16 protein-coding genes and 3 pseudogenes are annotated in these 23,314 nt (G+C 66.5%); 9 read left to right on the forward strand and 10 right to left on the reverse strand.

Annotation, left to right across the window (positions count from 1 at the left end; all coding sequences use genetic code 11):
* Nucleotides 1-39: 39 nt before the first annotated feature.
* The 5 genes and pseudogenes from ISF28_RS01120 (at nucleotide 40) to ISF28_RS01135 (ending at nucleotide 6,778) form a co-directional block, all read left to right on the forward strand.
* Nucleotides 40-1,659 (forward strand): T6SS immunity protein Tli4 family protein, encoded by a 1,620-nt coding sequence (locus ISF28_RS01120; protein WP_198115303.1) that lies wholly within the window; start codon nucleotides 40-42, stop codon nucleotides 1,657-1,659.
* A 164-nt stretch (nucleotides 1,660-1,823) separates the two neighbouring features.
* Nucleotides 1,824-2,801 (forward strand): T6SS immunity protein Tli4 family protein, encoded by a 978-nt coding sequence (locus ISF28_RS01125; protein WP_198115304.1) that lies wholly within the window; start codon nucleotides 1,824-1,826, stop codon nucleotides 2,799-2,801.
* A gap of 42 nt (nucleotides 2,802-2,843) precedes the next feature.
* Nucleotides 2,844-5,225, forward strand: coding sequence for a DNA internalization-related competence protein ComEC/Rec2 (locus ISF28_RS01130; protein WP_198115305.1), 2,382 nt, complete (start codon nucleotides 2,844-2,846; stop codon nucleotides 5,223-5,225).
* Between the two features lie 5 nt (nucleotides 5,226-5,230).
* Nucleotides 5,231-5,389 (forward strand): annotated as a pseudogene (locus ISF28_RS31130) (hypothetical protein); the annotation flags it as partial.
* Between the two features lie 33 nt (nucleotides 5,390-5,422).
* Complete coding sequence (locus ISF28_RS01135) at nucleotides 5,423-6,778, forward strand: tetratricopeptide repeat protein (protein ID WP_198115306.1); 1,356 nt, start codon at nucleotides 5,423-5,425, stop codon at nucleotides 6,776-6,778.
* 587 nt (nucleotides 6,779-7,365) lie between these two features.
* On the opposite strand, the pseudogene ISF28_RS31135 reads toward ISF28_RS01135, so the two are convergent.
* A pseudogene (locus ISF28_RS31135) lies at nucleotides 7,366-8,253 on the reverse strand (rhomboid family intramembrane serine protease); the annotation flags it as partial.
* 116 nt (nucleotides 8,254-8,369) lie between these two features.
* Between ISF28_RS31135 and ISF28_RS01145 the strand changes: the two are divergent.
* A pseudogene (locus ISF28_RS01145) lies at nucleotides 8,370-9,986 on the forward strand (DNA internalization-related competence protein ComEC/Rec2); the annotation flags it as partial.
* On the opposite strand, the gene ISF28_RS01150 reads toward ISF28_RS01145, so the two are convergent.
* Nucleotides 9,987-11,501 carry an ATP-binding protein gene (locus ISF28_RS01150; RefSeq protein ID WP_198115308.1) on the reverse strand — a complete coding sequence of 505 codons (1,515 nt, stop codon included), beginning with the start codon at nucleotides 11,499-11,501 and terminating at the stop codon, nucleotides 9,987-9,989.
* Nucleotides 11,502-11,503: 2 nt separating this feature from the next.
* Complete coding sequence (locus tag ISF28_RS01155) at nucleotides 11,504-12,190, reverse strand: response regulator transcription factor (RefSeq protein ID WP_198115309.1); 687 nt, start codon at nucleotides 12,188-12,190, stop codon at nucleotides 11,504-11,506.
* A gap of 135 nt (nucleotides 12,191-12,325) precedes the next feature.
* Here ISF28_RS01155 and ISF28_RS01160 point away from each other — a divergent pair, with 135 nt between their 5' ends.
* From ISF28_RS01160 to dcd, 3 genes are all read left to right on the forward strand, one after another.
* On the forward strand, nucleotides 12,326-12,907 hold the full coding sequence (locus ISF28_RS01160; RefSeq protein ID WP_198115310.1) for a Spy/CpxP family protein refolding chaperone: 582 nt from the start codon (nucleotides 12,326-12,328) through the stop codon (nucleotides 12,905-12,907).
* Nucleotides 12,908-12,992: 85 nt separating this feature from the next.
* Nucleotides 12,993-13,838 carry an alpha/beta fold hydrolase gene (locus ISF28_RS01165; RefSeq protein ID WP_229518794.1) on the forward strand — a complete coding sequence of 282 codons (846 nt, stop codon included), beginning with the start codon at nucleotides 12,993-12,995 and terminating at the stop codon, nucleotides 13,836-13,838.
* A gap of 64 nt (nucleotides 13,839-13,902) precedes the next feature.
* The gene (gene dcd / locus ISF28_RS01170; RefSeq protein WP_198115311.1) at nucleotides 13,903-14,469 is read left to right on the forward strand and encodes a dCTP deaminase; all 567 of its coding nucleotides are present in this window, start codon (nucleotides 13,903-13,905) and stop codon (nucleotides 14,467-14,469) included.
* A gap of 94 nt (nucleotides 14,470-14,563) precedes the next feature.
* Here dcd and ISF28_RS01175 read toward each other — a convergent pair whose 3' ends face one another.
* The 7 genes from ISF28_RS01175 to ISF28_RS01205 all read right to left on the reverse strand — a co-directional run bounded on the left by ISF28_RS01175 (nucleotide 14,564) and on the right by ISF28_RS01205 (nucleotide 23,228).
* Nucleotides 14,564-15,373 carry a mechanosensitive ion channel family protein gene (locus tag ISF28_RS01175; protein ID WP_198115312.1) on the reverse strand — a complete coding sequence of 270 codons (810 nt, stop codon included), beginning with the start codon at nucleotides 15,371-15,373 and terminating at the stop codon, nucleotides 14,564-14,566.
* 158 nt (nucleotides 15,374-15,531) lie between these two features.
* Complete coding sequence (locus tag ISF28_RS01180; RefSeq protein ID WP_198115313.1) at nucleotides 15,532-17,787, reverse strand: arginine/lysine/ornithine decarboxylase; 2,256 nt, start codon at nucleotides 17,785-17,787, stop codon at nucleotides 15,532-15,534.
* Nucleotides 17,788-17,986: 199 nt separating this feature from the next.
* Nucleotides 17,987-18,589, reverse strand: a complete 603-nt coding sequence (locus ISF28_RS01185; RefSeq protein WP_198115314.1) for a DUF4337 domain-containing protein — start codon at nucleotides 18,587-18,589, stop codon at nucleotides 17,987-17,989.
* Nucleotides 18,590-18,593: 4 nt separating this feature from the next.
* Nucleotides 18,594-19,082, reverse strand: a complete 489-nt coding sequence (locus ISF28_RS01190; protein ID WP_198115315.1) for a dihydrofolate reductase — start codon at nucleotides 19,080-19,082, stop codon at nucleotides 18,594-18,596.
* A gap of 10 nt (nucleotides 19,083-19,092) precedes the next feature.
* Nucleotides 19,093-19,887, reverse strand: a complete 795-nt coding sequence (thyA, locus tag ISF28_RS01195; RefSeq protein ID WP_198115316.1) for a thymidylate synthase — start codon at nucleotides 19,885-19,887, stop codon at nucleotides 19,093-19,095.
* Nucleotides 19,888-19,971: 84 nt separating this feature from the next.
* On the reverse strand, nucleotides 19,972-21,063 hold the full coding sequence (locus ISF28_RS01200) for a threonine aldolase family protein (protein WP_198115317.1): 1,092 nt from the start codon (nucleotides 21,061-21,063) through the stop codon (nucleotides 19,972-19,974).
* A 137-nt stretch (nucleotides 21,064-21,200) separates the two neighbouring features.
* Nucleotides 21,201-23,228, reverse strand: a complete 2,028-nt coding sequence (locus ISF28_RS01205) for a methyl-accepting chemotaxis protein (RefSeq protein WP_198115318.1) — start codon at nucleotides 23,226-23,228, stop codon at nucleotides 21,201-21,203.
* Between the last annotated feature and the right edge of the window lie 86 nt (nucleotides 23,229-23,314).

Consider the following 23,314-nt stretch of genomic DNA (forward strand, 5'->3'; position numbering starts at 1 on the left):
CACATTCGCAGCGTACGAGACAGAACCGAGGTGGCAAAAATGACGGAAAAGATGAAAACGGTATGTGTCGGACGCTACCTGATCGATGTGCCGAATCAGGCCACCGTAGGCTTATCTCGCGAAATGATATCGGGCTTCACGATTGATGCCGTCCAGGAACCGGAGGCAGTCTTCCGTGAGCGCGTTGCGGAACGTGAAGCGATGATCGGCGCCCGCAAAACAGTGGATTCGGCCCAGCCCGGGGGTATGGTTGAAGCGCGAGATCTGCGCGTGCCGGGGTTGATCGGGCGGACATTCATATATGGCAGAGATCGTACATATGGATTTGAAGGAGGTCGGCGCGTTGATGTCGATTGGGTATCGGTAGAGAGCCACGCGCACCTGGGCGGTCTCAGCTTGACATTGTCAATGAAGTACGCAAGCGAAGACGATGCGAAACTAGCCGAAACTCTACTGGCACAGCTGCGCCTGCGTGACGAGCACGAGATTCCAACCGTACCGGGTTTTTGCATTGAGCAAGCGATCTTTGTTGAACCGTTGCCCTCACACAGCAACGAGCAAGTCGCGATGTCACTCGGCTTGCCTGACCACCCTGATTTATCTCTTGTTTTTTTCAGCTTAGCTGGAGGTAAGCCGGCTCCGGGACTGTTGGCACGCACGGCCGAGGTGGATGCCGCCGCCACCGCGGATGAGCTATTACGTGTGTCGAAGCTTCGTGAAGGCAAACGGAGTGTTAATGGCATCGATGGTGAGGAAGTGTTGGAGCGTGTGCGCGAACTGAATTTCACCACCGGGTACGGCTTTAACTGGGAAGTGTCCGGCACGGATGACAACCTCTTGCGACCATTTCTCTCCCTGGAGTTGCTTACTGGGAACAGTGAGCGACCTGGCGGAAAGCCGGTCGACTCCAGTCTGCACGAGGACGCCGTTCTGGCTCTATGGGACACCATCTCGTCCAGCATCCGCCTACGCAAGGCTGATGCGCCGCCGTCGAACGATCCGTCATCCGAACCGCCGGGTCCGAAGCTGGGTGCGTTGGCAACTGCCGGAGAAATTTGTCCGCAGTCGGGTTGGTGGAAGTGCCGCGAAGGCGGCCCCGGCGTGGATGTCCAGGGCGGTTCCGTCCAGTGGATCCGCAAGGGCGACCGCATGCCGCAGGCGCTGCTTCTGCCGCGCCAGACTATGTGGCAGAAGTTGCGGGGTCTCCAGCCAAGCATCGAACCTTCACAGCTGACTACCTGGAAGCTGGTCGACAAGCGTCTGCGCCCGCGTACGCCGACTTTGGTAGCACTCGCCTCGCCTGGGCCGGTCATGGTCATCGCGGACGCGCCGGCCGATGCCGGTCCGGCGGTAGCCCTCGGTACGAATGTGAGAACTGGGGAAGTGTGCCCGGCGAGCGGCTGGTGGCGCTGCGGGGAGGCGCATGCCCTTGATGGGACGCGCTGGTTCCCGCGCGGTAGTACGCTCCCAGCCGCGACCTTTCAGATACCAGCGGGCATGTTCGGTCGCTCTGCCGGTCCCGAAGTGATTCAGCGTCGCAGCACGTGGCAACTGATGCGTCTAGCCGAGGCAGAAGGCGTCGCGCTTCTCGCGGATGCCGGAAAGGAAGGACTGGACGGTGCTGCTCGTCCGGCGGACGGCCCCTCGACGCTCGCGTGAGCGGATAGTGCGTTTGGACACCTTCTGAACGGATGACAGTGATGAGCCAGTCAAGAATGCTCGGATGGCGGTCGACTATCGTACTGTTCGTATCGCTGGCCTGTGCCGGAACCTGGGCTGCTGGCGAGGTCCGGAGCATACGGGACAGATCCGAGGTGGAGAAAATGACGGAAAAGATGAAGACGATTTGCGTTGGACGTTTTTTGGTCGACGTGCCATCTCAGGCAGAAGTCAGTCTGTCGCGTGAGATGATGGACGGATTCGACATCGATACCGTCGAAGAAGATGAAGCGTCGTTCCGCAAACGCGTCGCTGCGCGCGAGGCCGAGATTACGGCGCAAGACGGCATGGTCGCGGCCCGTGATCTGCAGGTGCCCGGCATGATTGGGCGTCTATTCATTCACGGGCGCACACGCAGCTATTCGATGGAAGGCAGCCGGCGCGTTGACGACGAGTGGGTATCAGTCGGCGCATACGCGCATTTGGACGGCGTGAGTTTTTCGCTGTCGATGCAGTACGCGGACGTGCCCGATGGGCGTACAGCGGAAGCCTTGCTGGCACGGCTACGTCTGCGTGGGGAGACCGAAATTCCATCCGTTCCGGGATTTTGTATCGGACGCGCCATCTTCACGGACCCGCTGCCTCCTCATAAAACGGAGCATATCGCAATGCATGTTGGGTTCCGGGATCACCCGGATGTGGCCCTCGCATTGGCCAGCCTGCCCGGCGGCGGCAGGGATCGAAGCCTGCTTGGGCGTTTCGCGGACATGGACACCGAAGCCAGTGCCGACGAGTTGCTGCGTGTGACCAAGCTAAGGATAGGGAAGCGCCGCATCAATGGCATCAATGGGGAAGAAGTTCTTGAGCGGATCCGCGAGCAAAATTTCGCATCCACGTATGGCTTCACGTGGGAAACGCAGGGCGCGCGAGGGGACCTGCTGCATCCGTTCTTGTCGCTGGAACTACAAGGCGGAATCAGTCCACGTCCGGGCGGTAAGCCTGTCGAAACCAGCTTGCACGAAGATGCCGTGCTGGCGCTGTGGGACCGGATCTCATCGACCATTCGTCCCAGGCCGGTCACGCCAACGAATTATCACCCTCCGCTTGACATGTCCATAGCCGGCAACCCCGACCACGCATGATCTCCCGCCCACCGTAACTCTGCCACCGAGTGACAGTCCACCATGCGCAGCTTCATCCTGGGCTTCGTCACCGGCGTCACCTGCCTGCAAACCGCCGCAGCGTTGCCATCGACGAACCGGATGGCCGCCTGCGTCGCCGCCGCCATGCTCCTGGTGCTGACCTGCGCCCGCACGCTCCGCCACCCGGCGGCGCGGATCGCGGCCGGCGCCGCCGCCGGCCTGCTGGCCGGTTTCGCCTGGGCGGCATTGCTGGCCCAGACCGCGCTGGCCCCATCGCTCGCACCGCGCGACGAAGGGCGCGACCTGCAGGTCGTGGGCATCGTCGAGACGCTGCCCTACCGCTTCGAGCAGGGCGTGCGCTTCAACTTTCATGTCGAGCGCAGCCTCGACGCGGGCGTGCGCGTGCCGCCGCACGTCGCGCTGTCGTGGTATGCGGGCCGGTACGGCGCACGCCAGGCCGTCGGCGACGTCCAGCCGGGCCAGCGCTGGCAATTGACGGTCCGGCTGCAGCGCCCGCACGGCAACGCGAATCCGGGCGGCTTCGATTACGAGGCCTGGCTGCTGGAGCAGGGTGTGCGCGCCACCGGTTATGTCCGCGCCGGCAGCGGCAACGCACTGCGGGACGCGTTCGTGGCCAGTCCCGGCGTCGTCGTCGAGCGCGCGCGGGCGGCGCTGCGCTCGCGCATCCAGCGCGCGCTCGCGGGACGCACGTACGCCGGCGTCATCGTGGCGCTCGTGATCGGCGACCAGCGCGGCATCGACCAGGCCGACTGGCAGGTGTTCAACCGCACCGGCATCGGCCACCTCATTTCGATCTCCGGGCTGCACATCACGATGATCGCCGGCCTGGCCGCATGGGCCGCGTCCGCGCTGTGGCGGCGGTCGTTCTTCACCGATGCGCGCCTGCCGCTGCGGCTGCCCGCACAGAAGGCGGCGGCGCTGGCCGGGGCCACCGTGGCGCTGCTGTACGTGCTGCTGGCCGGTTTCGGCGTGCCGGCGCAGCGCACGCTGTACATGCTGTCCGTCGTCGCGCTGGCGCTGTGGATGGGGCGACTGGCGGCCGTGTCGCACGTGCTGTGCGCGGCGCTCGGCGTCGTCGTGCTGCTCGATCCGTGGGCCGTGCTGTGGCCGGGGTTCTGGCTGTCGTTCGGCGCCGTCGCAGTGATCCTGTTCGCGGGACATGGCCGGGTCGGGCCGGCGCCCTCCGGGCCACGCGGCGCGCTGCTGCTGGCAGGGCGCACGCAATGGGCCGTCACGGCCGGGCTGGTACCGCTGACGCTGCTGCTGTTCGGCCAGGTGTCCATCGTCAGCCCGCTCGCGAACGCGGTGGCGATCCCGCTCGTCAGCTTCGTCGTGACGCCGCTCGCGCTGGCCGGCAGCCTGCTGCCCGGGCCGCCGGGCGACTGGCTGCTCCTGCTGGCGCACGGGGCCGTCGCGCTGCTCGCCGCGCTGCTGCGGTTCATGGCCGGCTGGCCCGGCGCCGTGTGGCGTGCGCCGGCGCCGCAGGCGTGGGTGTTCGTGCTGGGGCTGGGCGGCACGCTGTGGATGCTGATGCCGCGCGGCTGGCCGCACCGCTGGGCCGGCGCCGCCGCGTTGCTGCCGATGCTGCTGCAGGCGCCCGAGCATCCGCGCGCCGGCGCATTTCGGGTGATGGCGTTCGACGTGGGGCAGGGGATGGCGCTGCTCGTCGAAACCGCCGGTCACCGGCTGCTGTACGACACGGGCCCCGCGTACGCGCCGGGCGCGAACGCCGGCAGCCGCGTGCTGCTGCCTTACCTGCGGATGCGCGGCATCGGTGAGCTCGACGGAATAGTCATCAGCCACAGCGATACCGACCATACCGGCGGCGCGCTGGCCGTGCTGGGCGAGCAGGAAGTAGGCTGGGTGGCCTCCTCGCTGGCCAAGGGGCATCCGATCGTGCGCGTGGCGCGGCGTCACCTGCATTGCGCAGCCGGTCAGCACTGGGAATGGGACGGCGTGCGCTTCGAGATGCTGCATCCGGCCGCATCGAGCTACGCGGAGCCTGGCATGAAGGCGAACGCCCGCAGCTGCACGCTGCGCATCACGAACGGCCACACGGCGATCCTGTTGGCCGGCGATATCGAGGCGGCGCAGGAAACGCGCCTGGTGCTGGATGGTGCCGAGCGGCTGCGCGCCGACGTCTTGCTGGCGCCGCACCACGGCAGTGGGACCTCGTCGACCCGGGCATTCCTGCAGGCGGTGCATCCGTCGGTCGGTGTGTTCCAGGTCGGGTGGAGAAATCGCTTCCATCACCCGAAAGCGGAGGTATATGCGCGCTATGGGGAGTTCGGCATTCGCCGCATACGTACCGACGAGGCGGGTGCTGTGACGCTGGATTTCGGCACGGCGGTCGAAGTCGCGTCCTGGCGCGCCGATCGGGCACGCTACTGGCACGACCGCTAGCCGCAATGTCAAGCAAGTTAACTTTGCTAAAGTTTAATAGTAATATCGCCAAGGTAAATTTTGATGACTCAACGGGAAAGCGAAACAGCGTGGCGAAAGACTATTGTGGGTATCACACGGAAAAGGCTGCGAACTGGAATTGTCTATCTTGCGGTTCGCTCTTGTGCCAGGAATGTTTCCCGGCCGCCCCCGAGCCCATGCGCCGGCCGTACTGCACCCTGTGCGGCGGCAACATGCATCATCTTGGCGTCGCTAATTCGCTGCCGCCGTTCTGGTCGCAAATGCCGCGTTTCTTTGCCTACCCGTTCTCCGTGAACGGCGGGATCTTCCTCGCTTTGCTCGCGGCGCTGACCATCGCATCGGTAAAACTGTTCGACCCGTCCGGCCTCCTGGTCTTGTTACCGATCTTTATTCTCGGTTCTCTGGCCATCCGGCAGGGCTTACGCGTGATTGAATTTTGCAGCCAGGGGAAGTCGCGACCGCCCAGCATCCCCGATTTATTTGACGGCAATCCCACGACGCTCAAGATGCTCGGCCTGATACTCGCCTACAGCATGTTGGTGCGCTCGCTGGGCCATCTCGGCTGGTTCGGGCTCGGAGCGATTGTTTGCTTGTCGGGTCTGCTGCCGGCCAGCATCATGCTGCTTGCGGTCCACGGGTCGTTGCGGGAGGCTTTGAGTCCGGTCCAGGTCATTCAGTTGGCAGTGCGCACGGGCTGGTCGTATCTCGGCCTGGTGTTGGTATTGATCACTACGGCGCAAGGGCCGAATCGGGTGATCGCGCTGTTGCCTGCCGCGACACTCAGGCAGTTGTCGGAACACAGTCCCCATGTGTTGCTGGTGATGTTCGTCGTCAGCACCGCCTATTTCAATATGGTCATGGGCGCGATGATGGGCTACCTGTTGTTTCAGCACCACCAAGACCTGGGTATCGTGCCCGACGACGAGCATGCAACGGCGCCAGCCGACAAGCGCGCGCTGGATCTGGCGCGCGCGGTGATCCTCGTGCGGGAGTCGCGTTACGAGGACGCTTTACGGCATATGGCTGGCATGGTCGCCGACTACCCGAACGACATTCCGGTGCTGGAGTACCACCATAAGCTGCTGTGCGAATTGGGCGGCGATCCGGAGCGGGTCGTGCAACATACGGAGCGCTACCTGAATGCCATGGTCGGCGCGCAGCGCAAGAGCAGCCTGGTTGGCGCCCTGGAAGCGGCACGCCGCGTCGTACCGCACTACCGGCCGGGGAGCATTGCCGTGCGCAGGGCGCTGGCCGAGGAATATTTTCTCCAGAGGCAATTCAAGCCAGCGATCGCACTGATTGGCATGCTGCACAAGGAGGCTCCCACGAGCGACGAGCTCCCGGCAGCCTACTATCTGCTGGCGCGCATTTACTCGGAAGGCGTGCGCGACGATGCCAAGGCCGTCATGGTCCTTGATTTCCTGCTGAAGCACTTTCCCGGCCACGCGATGACGGGCGAGATCGAGAAATACCGCAAGGTGATCCTGTCGCTCGGCAAGACCGATCAACCTGGGGCGTGCGCTGCCACCTGACGGGCCTCTTCCGAATCGGGAAAGCGTGCCCGCAGCTGCTCGCGGTAGCGGTGCGCTTGCGCCGTCAGCGCTGCCTTGGCCGACAGGTTGGCGGCCGCCTGCAGAATTCTTGGCATCGCCTCTTGCCGGCATTGGCTGGCCAGGAGACGGTCGACCACGAAGGCGAGCGGCTTGATGTGCTCGACCCGTCCGAGGCGCTGCGCCAGCACGAGCGACACCGATTCCGTCAATGCTGGCGCATCGCCACCGATCCTGACGTATTCATGCGCCACTTCTTCGATCAGGGTCTGTAGCGCCGGGTAACGTGGGGTGTTGCCGGCCTGCTTGAACAAGATGTGCACGGCCCGGTGATATTCCCGGCTCGAGGGGGAGATCTTCACGACGCCATACCAGGTGCGCCAGGCCCGGGCATCGCGCGGATGTGCCTTCAGTAGCCGTTCAGCCGCCTGGCGCGCGGCATCCAGCTTCATCGCTACAACCAGTTCCTGTATCTGGTGCTGCGCCGACTTGAACGGGGCATCGTGGTCGGTCTTCTCGACATAATCGCGGTTCACCTTGAGGCCGAAGCGCATCCACAGGGCAAGCAGCCCGAAGCCAAACAACAGTCCGCCAGTATGGGCCCAGTGTGCCACACCGTCCTCGCCGTACCGCGCTCCCAGCAATTCATAGCCGACCCAGACCGGCAAGACGATGAGTGCCGGCGCACGCACGTGTCCGCTGAAAAAAATCACGTTATAGAAAAAGCTGATTCTTTTCAAACCGTAGAGGGCGATATACATGCCCATCAATCCGGATATGGCGCCCGAGGCGCCCAATACACTGTTGTTGGTTCCAAGTTCCGACACCCAATACAGCAAAGTGCCACCCAACCCGCTGCACAGGTAGAGCAGCAGGAAAATGCCACGCCCGACCGCGATCTCCAGTGCAAAGCCGAACAGGAACAGGAAGACCATGTTCCCCAGCAGGTGCATGACGCTTCCGTGCAAAAACATGCTGGTGATCCAAGTGATTGGCCGCGCGTCCCGAGCGTTGAATGCGTAGGCCCGGTCGCTGAGGTCATTGACCAAGGCTTCGAACCGGCTGCGGTTCGCGCGCCACTGCGGGTCGCCGTCCAGTTCCTGATGCAAGGCCCGCGCGAATGCCGGATCGTAGGCCGCATGGTGGAATTGTGCATCGCGTTGCCATGTTGCCTGCTGCAGATTCTCGGTATCGGTATCGGTATCGGTATCGGTATCGACGTTCTGGTCGATATCTTGCGGCTGTTCGCGGCCGGTGCGGTTCAGGTAATCGTGAAATGGCTGTTGCTCGCGCTCGAACAGGCCGGATTCCACGTACCATTGGTAGGACTGCTCCACTCGTTGCGGGTCCTTGCCTTGGTAGACGAAGAACACCAGCACGTTGATGATGATGAGCAGAAGGGTTGCCAGCGGCGGATTCTTCCAATCGGGCCGGTTTTCTACGGGGACGATGAGCATCGGGTTTCCTCAAGCTCGATATTTGTTGTCGTTAGGGAACAGATGCGAATCTTACATGCCTTTCATAAGTACGGTGCCAAAATAGTACGGAGCGTTGGCGTATCGATGATCCCGACATCTCGATCTCCGGGCTGCACATCACGATGATCGCCGGCCTGGCCGCATGGGCCGCGTCCGCGCTGTGGCGGCGGTCGTTCTTCACCGATGCGCGCCTGCCGCTGCTGCTGCCGGCGCAGAAGGCGGCGGCGCTGGCCGGGGCCGCCGTGGCGCTGCTGTACGTACTGCTGGCCGGTTTCGGCGTGCCGGCGCAGCGCACGCTGTACATGCTGTCCGTCGTCGCGCTGGCGCTGTGGATGGGGCGCCTGGCGGCCGTGTCGCACGTGCTGTGCGCGGCGCTCGGCGTCGTCGTGCTGCTCGATCCGTGGGCCGTGCTGTGGCCGGGGTTCTGGCTGTCGTTCGGCGCCGTCGCAGTGATCCTGTTCGCGGGACATGGCCGGGTCGGGCCGGCGCCCTCCGGGCCACGCGGCGCGCTGCTGCTGGCAGGGCGCACGCAATGGGCCGTCACGGCCGGGCTGGTGCCGCTGACGCTGCTGCTGTTCGGCCAGGTGTCGATCGTCAGCCCGCTCGCGAACGCGGTGGCGATCCCGCTCGTCAGCTTCGTCGTGACGCCGCTCGCTCTGGCCGGCAGCCTGCTGCCCGGGCCGCCGGGCGACTGGCTGCTCCTGATGGCGCACGGGGCCGTCGCGCTGCTCGCCGCGCTGCTGCGGTTCATGGCCGGCTGGCCCGGCGCCGTGTGGAGCGCGCCGGCGCCGCAGGCGTGGGTGTTCGTGCTGGGGCTGGGCGGGACGCTGTGGATGCTGATGCCGCGCGGCTGGCCGCACCGCTGGGCCGGCGCGGCGGCGTTGCTGCCGATGCTGCTGCAGGTCCCCGACCATCCGCGCGCCGGCGCATTTCGGGTGACGGCCTTCGACGTGGGACAGGGGATGGCGCTGCTCGTCGAGACGGCGCGGCACCGGCTCGTGTACGACACCGGCCCCGCGTACGCGCCCGGCGCGGACGGCGGCAGCCGCGTGATCCTGCCGTACCTGCGCATGCGCGGCGTGGCGGCGCTCGACGGCATCGTGATCAGCCACGCCGACACCGACCACACCGGCGGCGCGCTGGCGCTGCTGGAGGGCGTCGACGCCGGCTGGCTCGCGTCGTCGCTGCCCGACGGTCACCCGATCGTGCGCGCGGCGCGGCATCACGTGCGCTGCGTCGCCGGCCAGCATTGGGAATGGGATGGCGTCATGTTCGACATGCTGCACCCGACGGCGGCCAGTTACGGCGACGAGGGCCTGAAGACCAATGCGCGCAGTTGCACGCTCCGGGTCGGCAATGGCCGGCGCACCGTGCTGCTGGCCGGCGACATCGAAGCGGCGCAGGAGGCGGCGCTGCTCGAGCGCGCGCGCGACCGCCTGCGCGCGGACGTCCTGCTGGCGCCGCACCACGGCAGCGGCACGTCGTCCACGCCGGCCTTCCTGCAGGCGGTACGGCCCGAGGTCGCGATCTTCCAGGTGGGATATCGCAATCGTTTCCACCACCCCAAGGCCGAGGTGTATGCACGCTACGGCATGCTCGGCGCGCAGCGTTTGCGTACCGACGACGCCGGCGCGTTGACGCTGGATTTGGACGCCGCCGTCGACTGGCGCGGCTATCGCCGCGAGCATGCGCGCTACTGGTACGGCCGTTAGTCAGGCCGCGCGCGGCAGCGTGATGGTCATCCGCAGCCCGCCCTCGGCGCGGTTCGCGGCCGAGATGCGGCCGCCGTGCGTCTCGACGACGCGCTTGGCGATGGCGAGGCCGAGGCCATGGCCGTCGACGTTGTTGCGCGTGGGGTTGGAGCGGAAGAAGGGTTCGAACACGTCGCCCAGGTGTTCCGGGGCGATGCCGGGACCCTGGTCCAGGACTTCGATGTGAACGAGGCCGCCGTCCGGATGGACGCGCACGTCCACGCGTCCGCCCGCGCCGTGCTTGACGGCGTTGCGCACGATGTTCTCGACGGCGCTCCACAACAGGTCCGGCGCGCCGCGCACGGTGACGGGTTCCGGCGCGTCGACCTCGATGGCCGCGCCGGCCTCGAAGCGGGCGTCGTCGGCGATCTGGTCGACCATCTCGACGACGTCGACGGCTTCCGCCGCAGGCAGCGACGTCGCGGCTTCCAGGCGCGACAGCGTCAACAGCTCGCCGACGAGGCGGTCCATGCGCACGCTCTCCCGTTCGATGCGTTCCAGCGAGGCCTGCACGCGCTCGGGCTGCTGGTGCGCGAGGCCGATGGCCGCCTGCAGGCGCGCGAGCGGCGAGCGCAGTTCGTGCGAGACGTCGTGCAGCAGGCGGCGCTGGCCTTCCATCAGCGCGCGCAGCTGGGCGCTCATGCGGTCGAAATCGTGGCCCAGTTCCGCCAGTTCGTCGCCGATCAGGCGCGGTCCGGCGTGGGCGAACTTGGGCGCGAGGTCGCCGGCCGCGGCGGCGTCGAAGGCGCGCTGCAGGGCGCGGATCGGGCGCGAGAAGTACCAGGCGAGGAGGGCGGCGAACAGCAGGCTCGCGAGGGTGGCGGCGATGCTCGGCAGCCAGGGTCCCATGTGGCGCCCGAATTCCGGCGGCAGGCCGAACCAGCCGCGACCCGGGCCGCCGGGACCGTCGGGACCACCCGGTCCGGCCGGGCCCCCGGGTCCACCGGGGCCGCCGTCCATCCTCGGGCCGGGGCCGTCCCGGCCGCCGTCGCGGGGGCCGCCGTCCGGCGGTCCGGCAGGCCCCGGCCCGGGGCCGAATCCGCGCGGCCCTAGGCCGTCCATGCCCGGCGGATGCCAGGCGCGCGAGGCGAAGGCGACGTAGCTGCGGCCGTCTTCGCCCGTGAGGCGGGCGACGGCGTGCGTCGGGCCATCGCCGTTCAGGCTGCGCATCACTTCATCGCGCAGCTTGGCGGACACGGGCCGGTCGAGCAGCTCGTGGCCCTGTTCGTCGAGCACGTACAGGCGCATGCGGTGGCTGGTGGCGGCCAGGTCGCGCAGGGCGTCGATGCCGCCGTGCTTGAGCGTGGCGGCCGCGGCATCCAGCATGATCGTGGCGGGCGGGCTCGCGTCCAGCGTCGGGTCGCCGTTGCGATGGCGCGCCTGGTCGCGCAGCCACAACGTGCCGCCGATGCCGGCCGTGGCGGCGACCTGGGCCAGCAGGATGGACAGGAAGAACTTCCAGAACAGCCGGCCCATCGCTACTCGCGGATCAGCTGGTAGCCGAGACGGTAGACGGTCTGCAGGCAGGAGCGGCCGTCGGACAGCGTGCCCAGTTTGTGGCGCAGGCTCGAGAGGTGCACGTCGATGTTGCGGTCGAAGCGGGCCAGCGGGCGCCCGAGTCCCTGCTCGGACAGGTCGTTCTTGCTGACGGGCCGGCCGGCGTTGCGGGCCAGGACTTCGAGCAGGTTGAATTCGGTGCTGGTCAGTTCCAGCGGCCGGCCGTCCCACGTGGCGCGGCGCTGTTCCGGCAGCATGGTCAGCTTGCCGACCGTGAGCGTGATGCCGGGGCCGTCGTTCGGCGAGCCTTGCGTGCGGCGCAGGATGGCGCGCACACGTGCCGTGAGCTCGCGCGGCGTGCAGGGCTTGGTGACGTAGTCGTCGGCGCCCAGTTCCAGGCCGAGGATGCGGTCGGCGTCGTCGCCGCGGCCGGTCAGCATCAGGATCGGCATGCGGCTGGCGGCGCGGATGCGGCGCAGGGTCTCGATGCCGTTCATGCGCGGCATCATCACGTCGAGGATGGCGATGGCGAACTGGCCGGTGAGGGCTTCGCGCGCGCCCGCCTCGCCGTCGTGGGCGCAGGCGACCCGAAAGCCTTCCTGTTCCAGGTATTCGGAGAACATGCCGGTGAGTTCGGTGTCGTCGTCGATGAGCAGGACTTGGTTCATGGTCGCATCTTAGCGCAGGGCGGCGGCGGCGGCCACGGCAGGCGGGTTCTCTTTACTTCGTTTTACATGGCGACAACACCGTTTAACGCGAGGGAATCCGAGAATGGGATCTCCAAACAAAAAAGGATGACCGACATGAAACTCACGAGCCTTTCCACGGCGGCCGCGCTGCTCGCCGCCTCCCTCGCCACCACCTGCGTCACGCCGGCCTGCGCGGCCGCCGAATCCGACGCGCCCCCGGCCGCCGGCCGCCCGGCGCCGGACGGCGACCACGAGCGCGGCCCGCGCGGCCCACGCGGCCACGGTCCGGAAGAATTCGGTTTCGGCGGCCACGGACCCGGCGCGCCGGGTCCGGACATGCCGTTCGGCCCGATGATGGCGCTGCACGGCCTGAAGCTCACGGAAGCGCAGCAGGACAAGGTGTTCGCGATCCTGTACGCCCAGGCGCCGCAACACCGCGAGCACGGCAAGGCGATGCGCAAGGCGCACGAAGCGTTGCGCGACCTGGGCCATGCGGACAAGTTCGACGACGCCAAGGCCGGCGCGGCGGCGCGCGAGCTGGGTCAGGCGGTGGCGGCCGACGCCCTGCTGCGGGCGCACACGGAAGCCCAGGTGCTGGCCGTGCTGACGCCGGAGCAGCGCGCACAGCTGCGCCAGCGCCGCATGCGCCGGCACGACGGCGGCGAACGTCCGGACGGCCCGCCGGAGCGCCGCTGAGCCGCCGCGTGTAGGCGTTTCCCTCTAAACCCGGGGAGATATTGACATTACAATGGGCCTCGTTTCGACTCGGCGCCGCCGCGCCATGCCCTTTTCGATGGCCCATCCATTACTCCATTTCACCCACGGGAACAGCTATCCGGCGGGATCGTACGGCCGCCTGCTCGACGAGTTGCGGCGCGATTTCGACGTGCGCACGACGGATATGCTGGGGCACGATCCCCGCTATCCCGTGCGCGACAACTGGCACACGCTGATCGACGAACTGATCGCGCAACTGGAGGCGTATGGCCAGCCCGCGATCCTCGTCGGACACTCGCTGGGCGGCGCCGTCGGCATGCTGGCGGCGCACCGGCGGCCGGATCTCGCGCGCTGCGTGGTGATGCTCGATTCGCCCGTCGTCGCGGGCTGGCGCGCGGGCGTCTGGCGCGTCGTGAAGGCGCTGGGGCTGCGCGAGCGGCTGTCGCCGGGCGCGATCGCGCGGCGCCGGCGCAACGTGTGGCCGTCGCGCGCGGACGCCTACGCGCACTTCATCGCGAAGCCCATCTTCCAGGCCTGGGCGCCGGGCGCGCTGGACGATTATCTCGACCACGGCTTGGCGCCGCACCCGGACGGCGTGCAACTGCGCTTCGACCGCGACGTCGAGGCCGCGATCTACAGCACGCTGCCGCACGACATGGAGCGCGTGCTGCGTGCGCCGTTTCCCGTGCCGGTGGGCTTTATCGCGGGTACGGATTCGGAGGAATTGCGCCAGGCGGGCCTCGCCGGCACGCGCCGGCTCGTGGGCGACAACTTCGCCACCATCGAGGGCACGCACCTGTACCCGATGGAGAAACCGCAGCTGACGGCCGATTTGACGCGCGCGATGATCGCGCGGCTGTTGGCCCAGGCCGACGAAAAAGGGGGCCGGGCGGCGGCGCTTTTCGCCTAGCCTGTGGCACTTTCGCGTAGAATTGCGGGTTTGTTATTCCCCTTTTTTGAGAAGAAGCCCAGCGATGAGTATCAAGAGCGACAAATGGATACGCCGGATGGCGGACGAACACCGCATGATCGAACCGTTCTCGCCGAAACAGGTGCGCGAAACGGACGGCCGCAAGATCATTTCGTGGGGCACGTCGTCGTACGGTTACGACATTCGCTGCGCCGACGAATTCAAGGTGTTCACGAACATCAACAGCACGATCGTCGACCCGAAGAACTTCGATTCGAATTCGTTCGTCGACGTGAAGAGCGACGTTTGCATCATCCCGCCGAATTCGTTCGCGCTGGCCCGCACGATCGAATACTTCCGCATCCCGCGCAACGTGCTGACCGTCTGCCTGGGCAAATCGACGTATGCCCGCTGCGGCATCATCGTCAACGTGACGCCGTTCGAGCCGGAATGGGAAGGCTATGTCACGCTGGAGTTCTCGAACACGACGCCGCTGCCGGCCAAGATCTACGCGGGCGAAGGCTGCGCGCAGGTGCTGTTCTTCGAGAGCGACGAGATCTGCGAGACGTCGTACAAGGACCGCGGCGGCAAGTACCAGGGCCAGCATGGGGTGACGTTGCCGAAGACGTAATGGTTGCCGGCGGACGTCGTTCCGCACACGGGTGACAGTACAAAGGGGGCTGCGGCCCCCTTTGCCGTCGATGTCCGTGGCGGCGCCCGCCGGCTCAGCCGATGGCACGCCGCCCGTTCGGATTGATGCGGCGGTCGCTCAAGCCGTAGCGATGTTCGACGCCGGTATAGGCCACCTGTCCGGCTCCCTGCTCGCCGAACGCGGCGTCGAGCGTGGCCCCGCCGTGCAGCCGGCTGCGTTCGTAGATCTGGCGCACGATGGTGCCCGCGGTATCGCGCGCGCCGAGACCGAACGACAGCCCGAGGGCCAGTGCGACGGCACCCACCACGGCCACGAACAGCGCGGTGACGAGGGCGCTCGCGACGCCGATCTGGTTGATCGCGATGAGGATGGCGAACGCCCACACGGCCCATTTGGCGGCCAGGGCGAGGGCGTCGGCGTTGCCGACCTGGGCGCGGGCGGCGGCGCGGTTCACGAGTTCGCCCAACGCATTGGCGGCCATGCCGCCGATGACGAGCACGACGACTGCCACCGCCAGGTTAGGCAGCCACAACAGCAACTGCTGGAACACCTGCGACACGGCCGGGACGCCGAGCGCGTCGAACGCGGCCACGAGGGCGATCAGGCGCACGAACCATTTGACGATCAGGCCCAGCATGGCGGAGGGTTCGCGCTTGAGCGTGCGGGCCATGCCCGCGAGCCCGGCGCGCTCGGCCAGGCCGTCGAAGTGGACGGCGCGCAGCACGGCCACGAGCAGCCGCGCGATCAGCGCCGCGACGATCCAGCCGATCGCGAGAATGACGAGAAAGCCGAGGATGCGGGGCACGGCCGCGAACAGGAGGTTGACGGCAGCGGCGAGCGAGGCCATCAGGGAAGTTCCCCAATCGGTAAATTGCGGATTCATGACATCCTCCGAGGGAAGGCGTGATTGACCTGCAATTTGACCGCCTGCATGGTGGACGGTTCGGGCATCGTCGTTGTCGACAACGGACGATTGCGCCCCGTCAAACGTACGAAAAAAAGCCCGGAGCGCTCCGGGCTTGCAGTCGCGGTGTCGCGCGGTCAGTCCTGCCTGACGCAATCCACGAAATATCCCAGCTTGCCGTCGATCTCGCGCTTGACGAGCCCGTGCACGTCCGTCTCGAACCCGGGGAAGCGCTCGTTGAAATCGCGCGCGAAGCGCAGGTAGTCGACGATGGTCTTGTTGAAGCGCTCGCCCGGAATGAGCAGCGGAATGCCCGGCGGATAAGGCGTCAGCAGGATCGCCGTGATGCGGCCCTCGAGGTCCTCGATCGCCACGCGCTCGATCTCGCGGTGCGCCATCTTCGCGAACGCGTCCGACGGCTTCATCGCCGGGATCATGTCCGACAAATACATCTCGGTCGTCAGGCGGGCGACGTCGCGCGACTTGTAGAAGTCGTGGATCTGCTGGCACAGGTCGCGCAGGCCCCACGATTCGTAGCGCGGGTTCGCGGCCGTGAACTCGGGCATGATGCGCCACATCGGCTGGTTGCGGTCGTAGTCGTCCTTGAACTGCTGCAGGGCGGTGACGAGCGTGTTCCAGCGGCCCTTCGTGATGCCGATCGTGAACATGATGAAGAACGAGTACAGGCCGCACTTCTCGATGATCACGCCGTGTTCGGCCAGGTACTTGGTGACGATCGACGCCGGGATGCCCGAGTCGCCGAACGAGCCGTCCAGCGACAGGCCCGGGGTGACGACCGTCGCCTTGATCGGGTCGAGCATGTTGAAGCCTTCGGCCAGCTTGCCGAAGCCGTGCCAGTCGTCCTCGGCGTGGATCATCCAGTCGGCCTGCGTGCCGATGCCTTCCTCGCTCGTGACTTGCGGACCCCAGACCTTGAACCACCAGTCGGCGCCGTAGTCCTCGTCGACCTTCTGCATCGCGCGGCGGAAGTCCAGCGCTTCGTAGATCGATTCCTCGACGAGCGCGGTGCCGCCCGGCGCCTCCATCATCGCGGCGGCGACGTCGCACGAGGCGATGATCGAATACTGCGGCGACGTCGACGTGTGCATCAGGTAGGCTTCGTTGAACGCGTCCTGGTCGAGGGCGACGGTCTCGGATTCGCGCACGAGCACCTGCGACGCCTGCGACAGGCCGGCGAGCAGCTTGTGCGTGGACTGCGTCGAGAAGATCATCGACTGCTTGGCGCGCGGGCGGTCGCGGCCGATCGCGTGCATGTTGCGGTAGAAGTCGTGGAACGTGGCGTGCGGCAGCCAGGCTTCGTCGAAGTGCAGCGTGTCGATCTCGCCGTCCAGCAGTTCGCGCAGGGTCTCCACGTTGTACACGACGCCGTCGTACGTGGACTGCGTGAGCGTGAGGATGCGCGGCTTCTTGTTCTTGGCCTCGCGCGCGAACGGGTTCGCCTCGATCTTCTTGCGGATCGACTCCGGCGAGAATTCGGCCAGCGGGATCGGGCCGATGATGCCGAGGTTGTTCCGGGTCGGCATCAGGAACACGGGGATCGCGCCGCACATGATGATCGAGTGCAGGATCGATTTATGGCAGTTGCGGTCGACGACCACGATGTCGCCCGGCGCCACCGTCGAATGCCACACCATCTTGTTCGACGTCGACGTGCCGTTGGTGACGAAGTAGCAGTGGTCGGCGTTGTAGATGCGGGCGGCGTTGCGTTCCGACTTGGCGACGGGACCCGTGTGGTCCAGCAGCTGGCCCAGTTCCTCGACGGCGTTGCAGACGTCGGCGCGCAGCATGTTCTCGCCGAAGAACTGGTGGAACATCTGGCCGATCGGCGACTTGAGGAAGGCCACGCCGCCCGAGTGGCCGGGGCAGTGCCAGGAATAGGAGCCGTCGTTGGCGTAGTGGACCAGGGCGCGGAAGAACGGCGGCGCCAGGCTGTCCAGGTAGGCTTTCGCTTCGCGGATGATGTGGCGCGCGACGAATTCCGGCGTGTCCTCGAACATGTGGATGAAGCCGTGCAGCTCCTTCAGGATGTCGTTCGGGATGTGGCGGCTCGTGCGGGTCTCGCCGTAGATGTAGATCGGGATGTCCGAGTTCTTGTGGCGGATCTCCTGCACGAAGGCGCGCAGGCCGGCCAGTGCGAAGTTGGTTTCCTCGATGGTGCCGCCGCCGAATTCCTCGTCGTCGATCGACAGCACGAAGGCCGAGGCGCGCGACTGCTGCTGGGCGAACTGCGACAGGTCGCCGTAGCTGGTCAGCCCCAGCACTTCCATGCCTTCTTTTTCCATCGCGGCCGCGAGCGCGCGAATGCCGAGACCGGACGTGTTCTCGGAACGGAAATCCTCGTCAATGATGACGATTGGGAAACGAAATTTCATGGACAGCTCCAAAGCGAAGCGCCGTGCGCGCCGCCTTCCTGGAAGTGGAGGGCGGCCGGGCACGGCACCGGAAAAATGAAGAAGCGGATTTTCGCAGAAATTGCGTGGTCCCGTGCAAAAATTTTTATTAGGTTAGCTACACGGGCGAGATTGTGGCGCACTCTTGTTTAAGCGCGGTGACATGGCCGCCGCGCGGCCGTCAATGCGAACCCATCATGGCACCCAGCGGATCGACGTGCAGCCCCGCGAACGCCCCCAGCGCGAAGCCGATGACCGCGACGACATAGGTGACCGACAGCAGCCAGCGCCGGCGCGTCAGCAGCGTGATGGCCGCCAGCGAGATGGCGATCTGCTCGGCCGTCGTCGCCAGCGCCCACTGGTGGTGGGTGTGCAGCGCGTGTTCCGATTTCTCGTTCCACTCGTCGGACTGCTTGTCGAGCTTTTCCGCTTCATTGCGGTTGGCGGCCTTGTCAAGATCGTAGCGGGCCGCCAGGGCCTTGAAGCGCTCCCGGTCCGCTCCCGGCAGCGAGGCCGCCATGTCGGCGATGTTCTGCTTGATCGACTTGGCCTGGTAGTAGTTCCACGCGTCGGCGGCGGCCGTCTTGGCGATGGCCGCGTTATTCTTGAACAGCGCCGCGTCGTTCTGCGTGTCGCCGCCCAGGTAGCCGAACAGCGCGCCGGCCGTGGCCAGGATGGCCGTCATGACCGCGATGTTGTTGGAAAAGCTGTCGCCGCCGTGCTGGGCGGCGTGTTCGACCGCGTGGTCGTGCGGTCCATGTACATGAAAGCCGTGTCCGGACATGGTTTTACTCGACTTTGTCGTAGGTGACGATGGCGTAATCGACGTCCGCCGTCGGGGAATGCAGGGGTTCGCTCGACACGGCCGCCCAGCGCGCGCCGTCGATCTCGGGGAAGAACGTGTCGCAGCGATAGGCCTTGTCGATGTGCGTGACGATCAGGCGGTTGGCCACGTGCATGGCCTCGGCGAAGATCTGGGCGCCGCCGATGATGCTGGCGGAATCCATGCCGACGAGGGCGACGGCTTCCTCCAGCGAGCCCGCCGTCTCGACGCCGTCGTGGCGCCAGTCGCGGTTGCGCGTGACGACGATGTTGCGGCGGCCGGGCAGCGGCCGGCCGATGGATTCGAACGTCTTGCGGCCCATGACGATCGGATGGCCGAGCGTCACGCGCTTGAAGTGCGCGAGGTCTTCCGGCAGGTGCCAGGGCAGCTTGTTGTCGACGCCGATGCCGCGGTTGGCATCCATGGCGACGACGATGGACAGGTGCTTCGCCATGCGCTTCTCCTTACACCGCGACCGGCGCCTTGATGGCCGGGTGCGGATCGTAGCCGGCGATCTCGAAATCGTCGAACTTGTAGTCGAACAGGGACTCTGGCTTGCGCCGGATGACCAGTTGCGGTAGCGGGCGTTCCGGGCGCGACAGCTGGAGTTCGACCTGCTCCATGTGGTTCGCGTACAGGTGGCAGTCGCCGCCGGTCCAGACGAAGTCGCCGACGTCCAGGCCGGCCTGCTGGGCCATCATGTGCGTGAGCAGCGCGTACGACGCGATGTTGAACGGGACGCCGAGGAAGATGTCCGCGCTGCGCTGGTACAGCTGGCACGACAGCTTGCCGTCCGCGACGTAGAACTGGAACAGCGCGTGGCAGGGCGGCAGCTTCATCTTCGGGATGTCCGCCACATTCCACGCGGAGACGATCATGCGGCGCGAGTCCGGATTGTGCTTGATCTGGTCCAGCACCTGCGCGATCTGGTCGATGTGCTCGCCCGACGGCGTGGGCCAGCTGCGCCACTGGTAGCCGTAGATGGGACCGAGCTCGCCGTCGGCATCCGCCCACTCGTCCCAGATCGAGACGCCGTTGTCCTTGAGGTACGCGATGTTGGTGGAGCCGGCCAGGAACCAGATCAGCTCATGGATGATCGACTTCAGGTGCAGCTTCTTCGTCGTCACCAGCGGGAATCCTTCCCGCAGATCGAAGCGCATCTGGTGGCCGAACACGGAGCGGGTGCCGGTGCCGGTGCGGTCGGTTTTGACCGTGCCATGGTCCAGCACATGGCGCATCAGGTCGAGGTATTGACGCATCGGGATGGCTCGCAATGAAAGATTGAAAACCCGCGCATTTTAACCGATGCGGCACGGGCCCGCGTTGCGATCGCATTGGGATGTTTACGCCGCGCGTTCCACGGCGTCCGCCAGCAGCGCGACGGCCTCGCGCACGCGTCCGTCCGGCGCGTCCAGCAGGTTGTCGCCCACGTAGATCTCGAAGAACGAGGTGTCCGGCAGCATGCCGTGGCTCGCGCGGTTGAACGGCCAGACGCCGTGGTCGCGCGCCAGTTCGCGGCGGATGTCCAGCGCGCGGTCGCGGCCCACCGGCAGGTGCACGTGCAGCATGTTGGCCTGGGGCTGCGCCGGATTCACGCGCAGGGACGGATGGTCGCGCAGGACGTCGTACAGGAACCGGGTCCGTTCGAAGCAGGCGGGCATGGCGGCGAGCCGCTGCTCGAACTGCATCGCGGCCGCGACCACGTAGGGCGAGCGGTGGATCACGTTGCCGCCCTGGCGCTTGAACCATTCGGACGCCTGCGCGACGAACGCGCGGCTGCCGGCCAGCATCGCGCCGCCGAGGCCTCCGATGCCCTTGTACAGCGACGTGTAGACGGTGTCGAAACCGGCCGCGATCTCGGCCACCGGGCGGCCGTAGCCCGCCGCCGCTTCCCACAGGCGCGCGCCGTCCATGTGGAGGTGGATGCCGTGGGCGCGGCAGTGCGCCTTGATCGCCTGCAGGTCGTCCCAGCGGGGCAGCTGGCCGCCGATCTCGCGCATGGGTATCTCCAACGCGACGGCGGACAGGCGGTCCGGGATGTTCGTAATGTCGGCCGCGGCCCACGGACGATACGGATCGCCGACGCGCAGGGCGTCGAAATGCCCCAGCAACTGGTAGTTGGACCGTTCGTGGACGAAGATGTGCGCGGTCGGATGCAGCGCCACCGGGGCGCGGCCGCGGGCGTCGGCCGCGAGGCGCAAGGTGGTCACCTGGGCCAGGGTGCCGCTGATGCAGAACACGGCCGCCTCGAAGCCGAGCAGCTCGGCCACGCGGCGCTCGAAGCCGTGGATCAGGGCGCCGTCGCCGTAGGTGTCGTGGGCGATGCCGTTGGCGTCGCACCAGGCGGCCATCGCGGCGAACATCTCCGCCGGGGGGCGGGCGCGGTGGCCGGGGAAGATCGTGGTGCAGCGCGCGAGCAGTTCGGTGTCGGTCAATCGGGGCTCCAGGGTAGCGGACCGCGCTACTCTACACCCAAGCGGACGGACGGGAAAGGGCGGACTTCGAACGCTGCCGCGGCGCCGCATGCATGGCGGGCTCGGGGTGCCCGCCCTACGGCGTGTGGCTCTCGTGATTAATATTGCGCGAGCGCCGGGCGCGCCGCGGACGCCAGCGTGGGCGCGTCCGACTGGTCCAGCTTGAACAGGCGCACGGCGCGCGCCAGTTCGTCGGCCTGCTCTTGCATGGCCTGGGCGGCGGCGCTGGCTTCCTCGACGAGGGCAGCGTTCTGCTGCGTCACCTGGTCCATTTCGCCGATCGAGCGGTTGACGTGCTCGATGCCGCTGCTCTGCGTCGCGTTCGCCGAGCTGAGGCGCGCCATGATGGTCGTCACCTTCTCGGCGCTGGCCAGCACTTCATTCATCGTGACGCCCGCTTCCTGCACGACGCGGCTGCCGGCGTCCACTTCGGCCGTCGAGGCGACGATCAGGCCCTTGATCTCCTTGGCGGCCGCCGCGCTGCGCTGCGCGAGGTTGCGCACTTCGGTGGCCACGACGGCGAAGCCGCGGCCCTGTTCGCCGGCACGGGCCGCTTCCACGGCCGCGTTCAGCGCCAGGATATTGGTCTGGAACGCGATGCCGTCGATGACGCCGATGATGTCGCCGATCTTGCCGGACGAGGCCTTGATCGTGTCCATCGTGGCGATCACCTCGCGCACCATGCGTCCGCCTTCCTGCGCCACCATCGACGTGTTCACCGCGAGCTGATTCGCTTCGTGGGTATCGCCCGCGTTGCGGCGCACGGTCTCCGTCAGATCCTGCATCGAGTTCGCCGTGGATGCCAGGTTGGCCGCCTGCTGCTCGGTGCGCGAGCACAGGTCGAGATTGCCGCTGGAGATCTCGCCGGACGCGTTGGCGATCTGCTCGGCGCCGCGGCGCACTTGGCCCACGACGGTCGACAGGCTGCCGCTGATATTGTTCATGGCTTCCGCCAGCAGGCCGATCTCGTCGCTGCGGTCGACGTCCATGCGCACGGTGAGGTCGCCCTCGGCGATGCGGACGGCGGCGTCGCGCGCCCGAACGAGGGGCCGGGTGACGGTGCGTTTCATGACGGCGTGCAGGATCGCCGCGAAGATCGCCAGCCCGACGAGGCCGATGGCGATGTAGCGGTTGCGCAGGCTCGACGCTTCCTTGGTGATCTCGTCCTCGTAGGTGCCGCCGGCGATCAGCCAGTTCCAGTCCCTGAACGTCGTGTACGCGGCGACCTTCATGCGCGGCGCCGTTTCGCCGGCTTCCGCGTTCATCCACGGATAGGCCATCAGGCCGTGTCCCGTCGCGAGCATCTCCTTGATGAATTCGCGGCCGCTGGCGTCGCGGCTGCCCAGGATGTTCTTGCCTTCCTTGGCGGGGTGGATGATCAGGTTGCCGTAGGACTTGCCGGGCGTCGTATCCAGCACGTAGTAATAACCCGTGTCGCCCACCTTCATTTTCCTGATGCGCTCGCGCAGGGTGGAGAGGTCGGACTCGACGTCGAGGCCGATGTACAGGATGCCGATGACCTTGCCGGCGGCGTCGCGGATCGGTTCGTAGTCGGTCATAAATTTTTTGCCGAACAGCGTGACCATGCCGACGAATGGCTTGCCGGCGCGGATGGCCGCATAGGCCGGGCTGGCGTGGTCGAGGATCGTGCCCACGGCGCGCGAGCCGTCCTCTTTTTTCACGGACGTGCTGACGCGGACGAAGTCGTCGCCGCTGGCGGCGAAGATCGTCGCGTTGCCGCCCGTCTCGTGCGTGAACAGGTCGGGCAGGGTGAAGTCGAGGTTCAGCGGCTTGCCGGCGAGCTTCAGCGTCGGCACCTGCTTGTCGGCCACCGTGACCAGCGCGTCCGTGTCCAGCGTGAACTCGCCGACGAACTGCGAGGCGAAGATGCGGCCGTAGCTCACGGCCTGGTGCTTCACGGCGTTGTCGAAGATCTCGACGGCGTTGACGACGCTCTGCAGTTCGGATTCGACGTGGGCGATGGCGCGCGCATGCAGCATCGAGGTGGTCGTCCAGGTGATGGTGACGACGAGGCCGGCGAGGATGGCGCTGACGAGGGCAAACGAGAACGCCGTGATCTTGGATCCGACGGTCCAGTTGGCGACATTGAACGATTTTTTGTTCATGGCGAATGTGAGGAGGCTGACGTTGGCCTATGTTACGTCAGCTATCCGCTAGGAAACAAAAAGAGCGCGCGTTTTCGACGTCCTCA

It is taken from the genome of Massilia rhizosphaerae (assembly GCF_016093545.1).
GTDB classification, from domain to species: Bacteria; Pseudomonadota; Gammaproteobacteria; order Burkholderiales; family Burkholderiaceae_D; genus Telluria; species Telluria rhizosphaerae.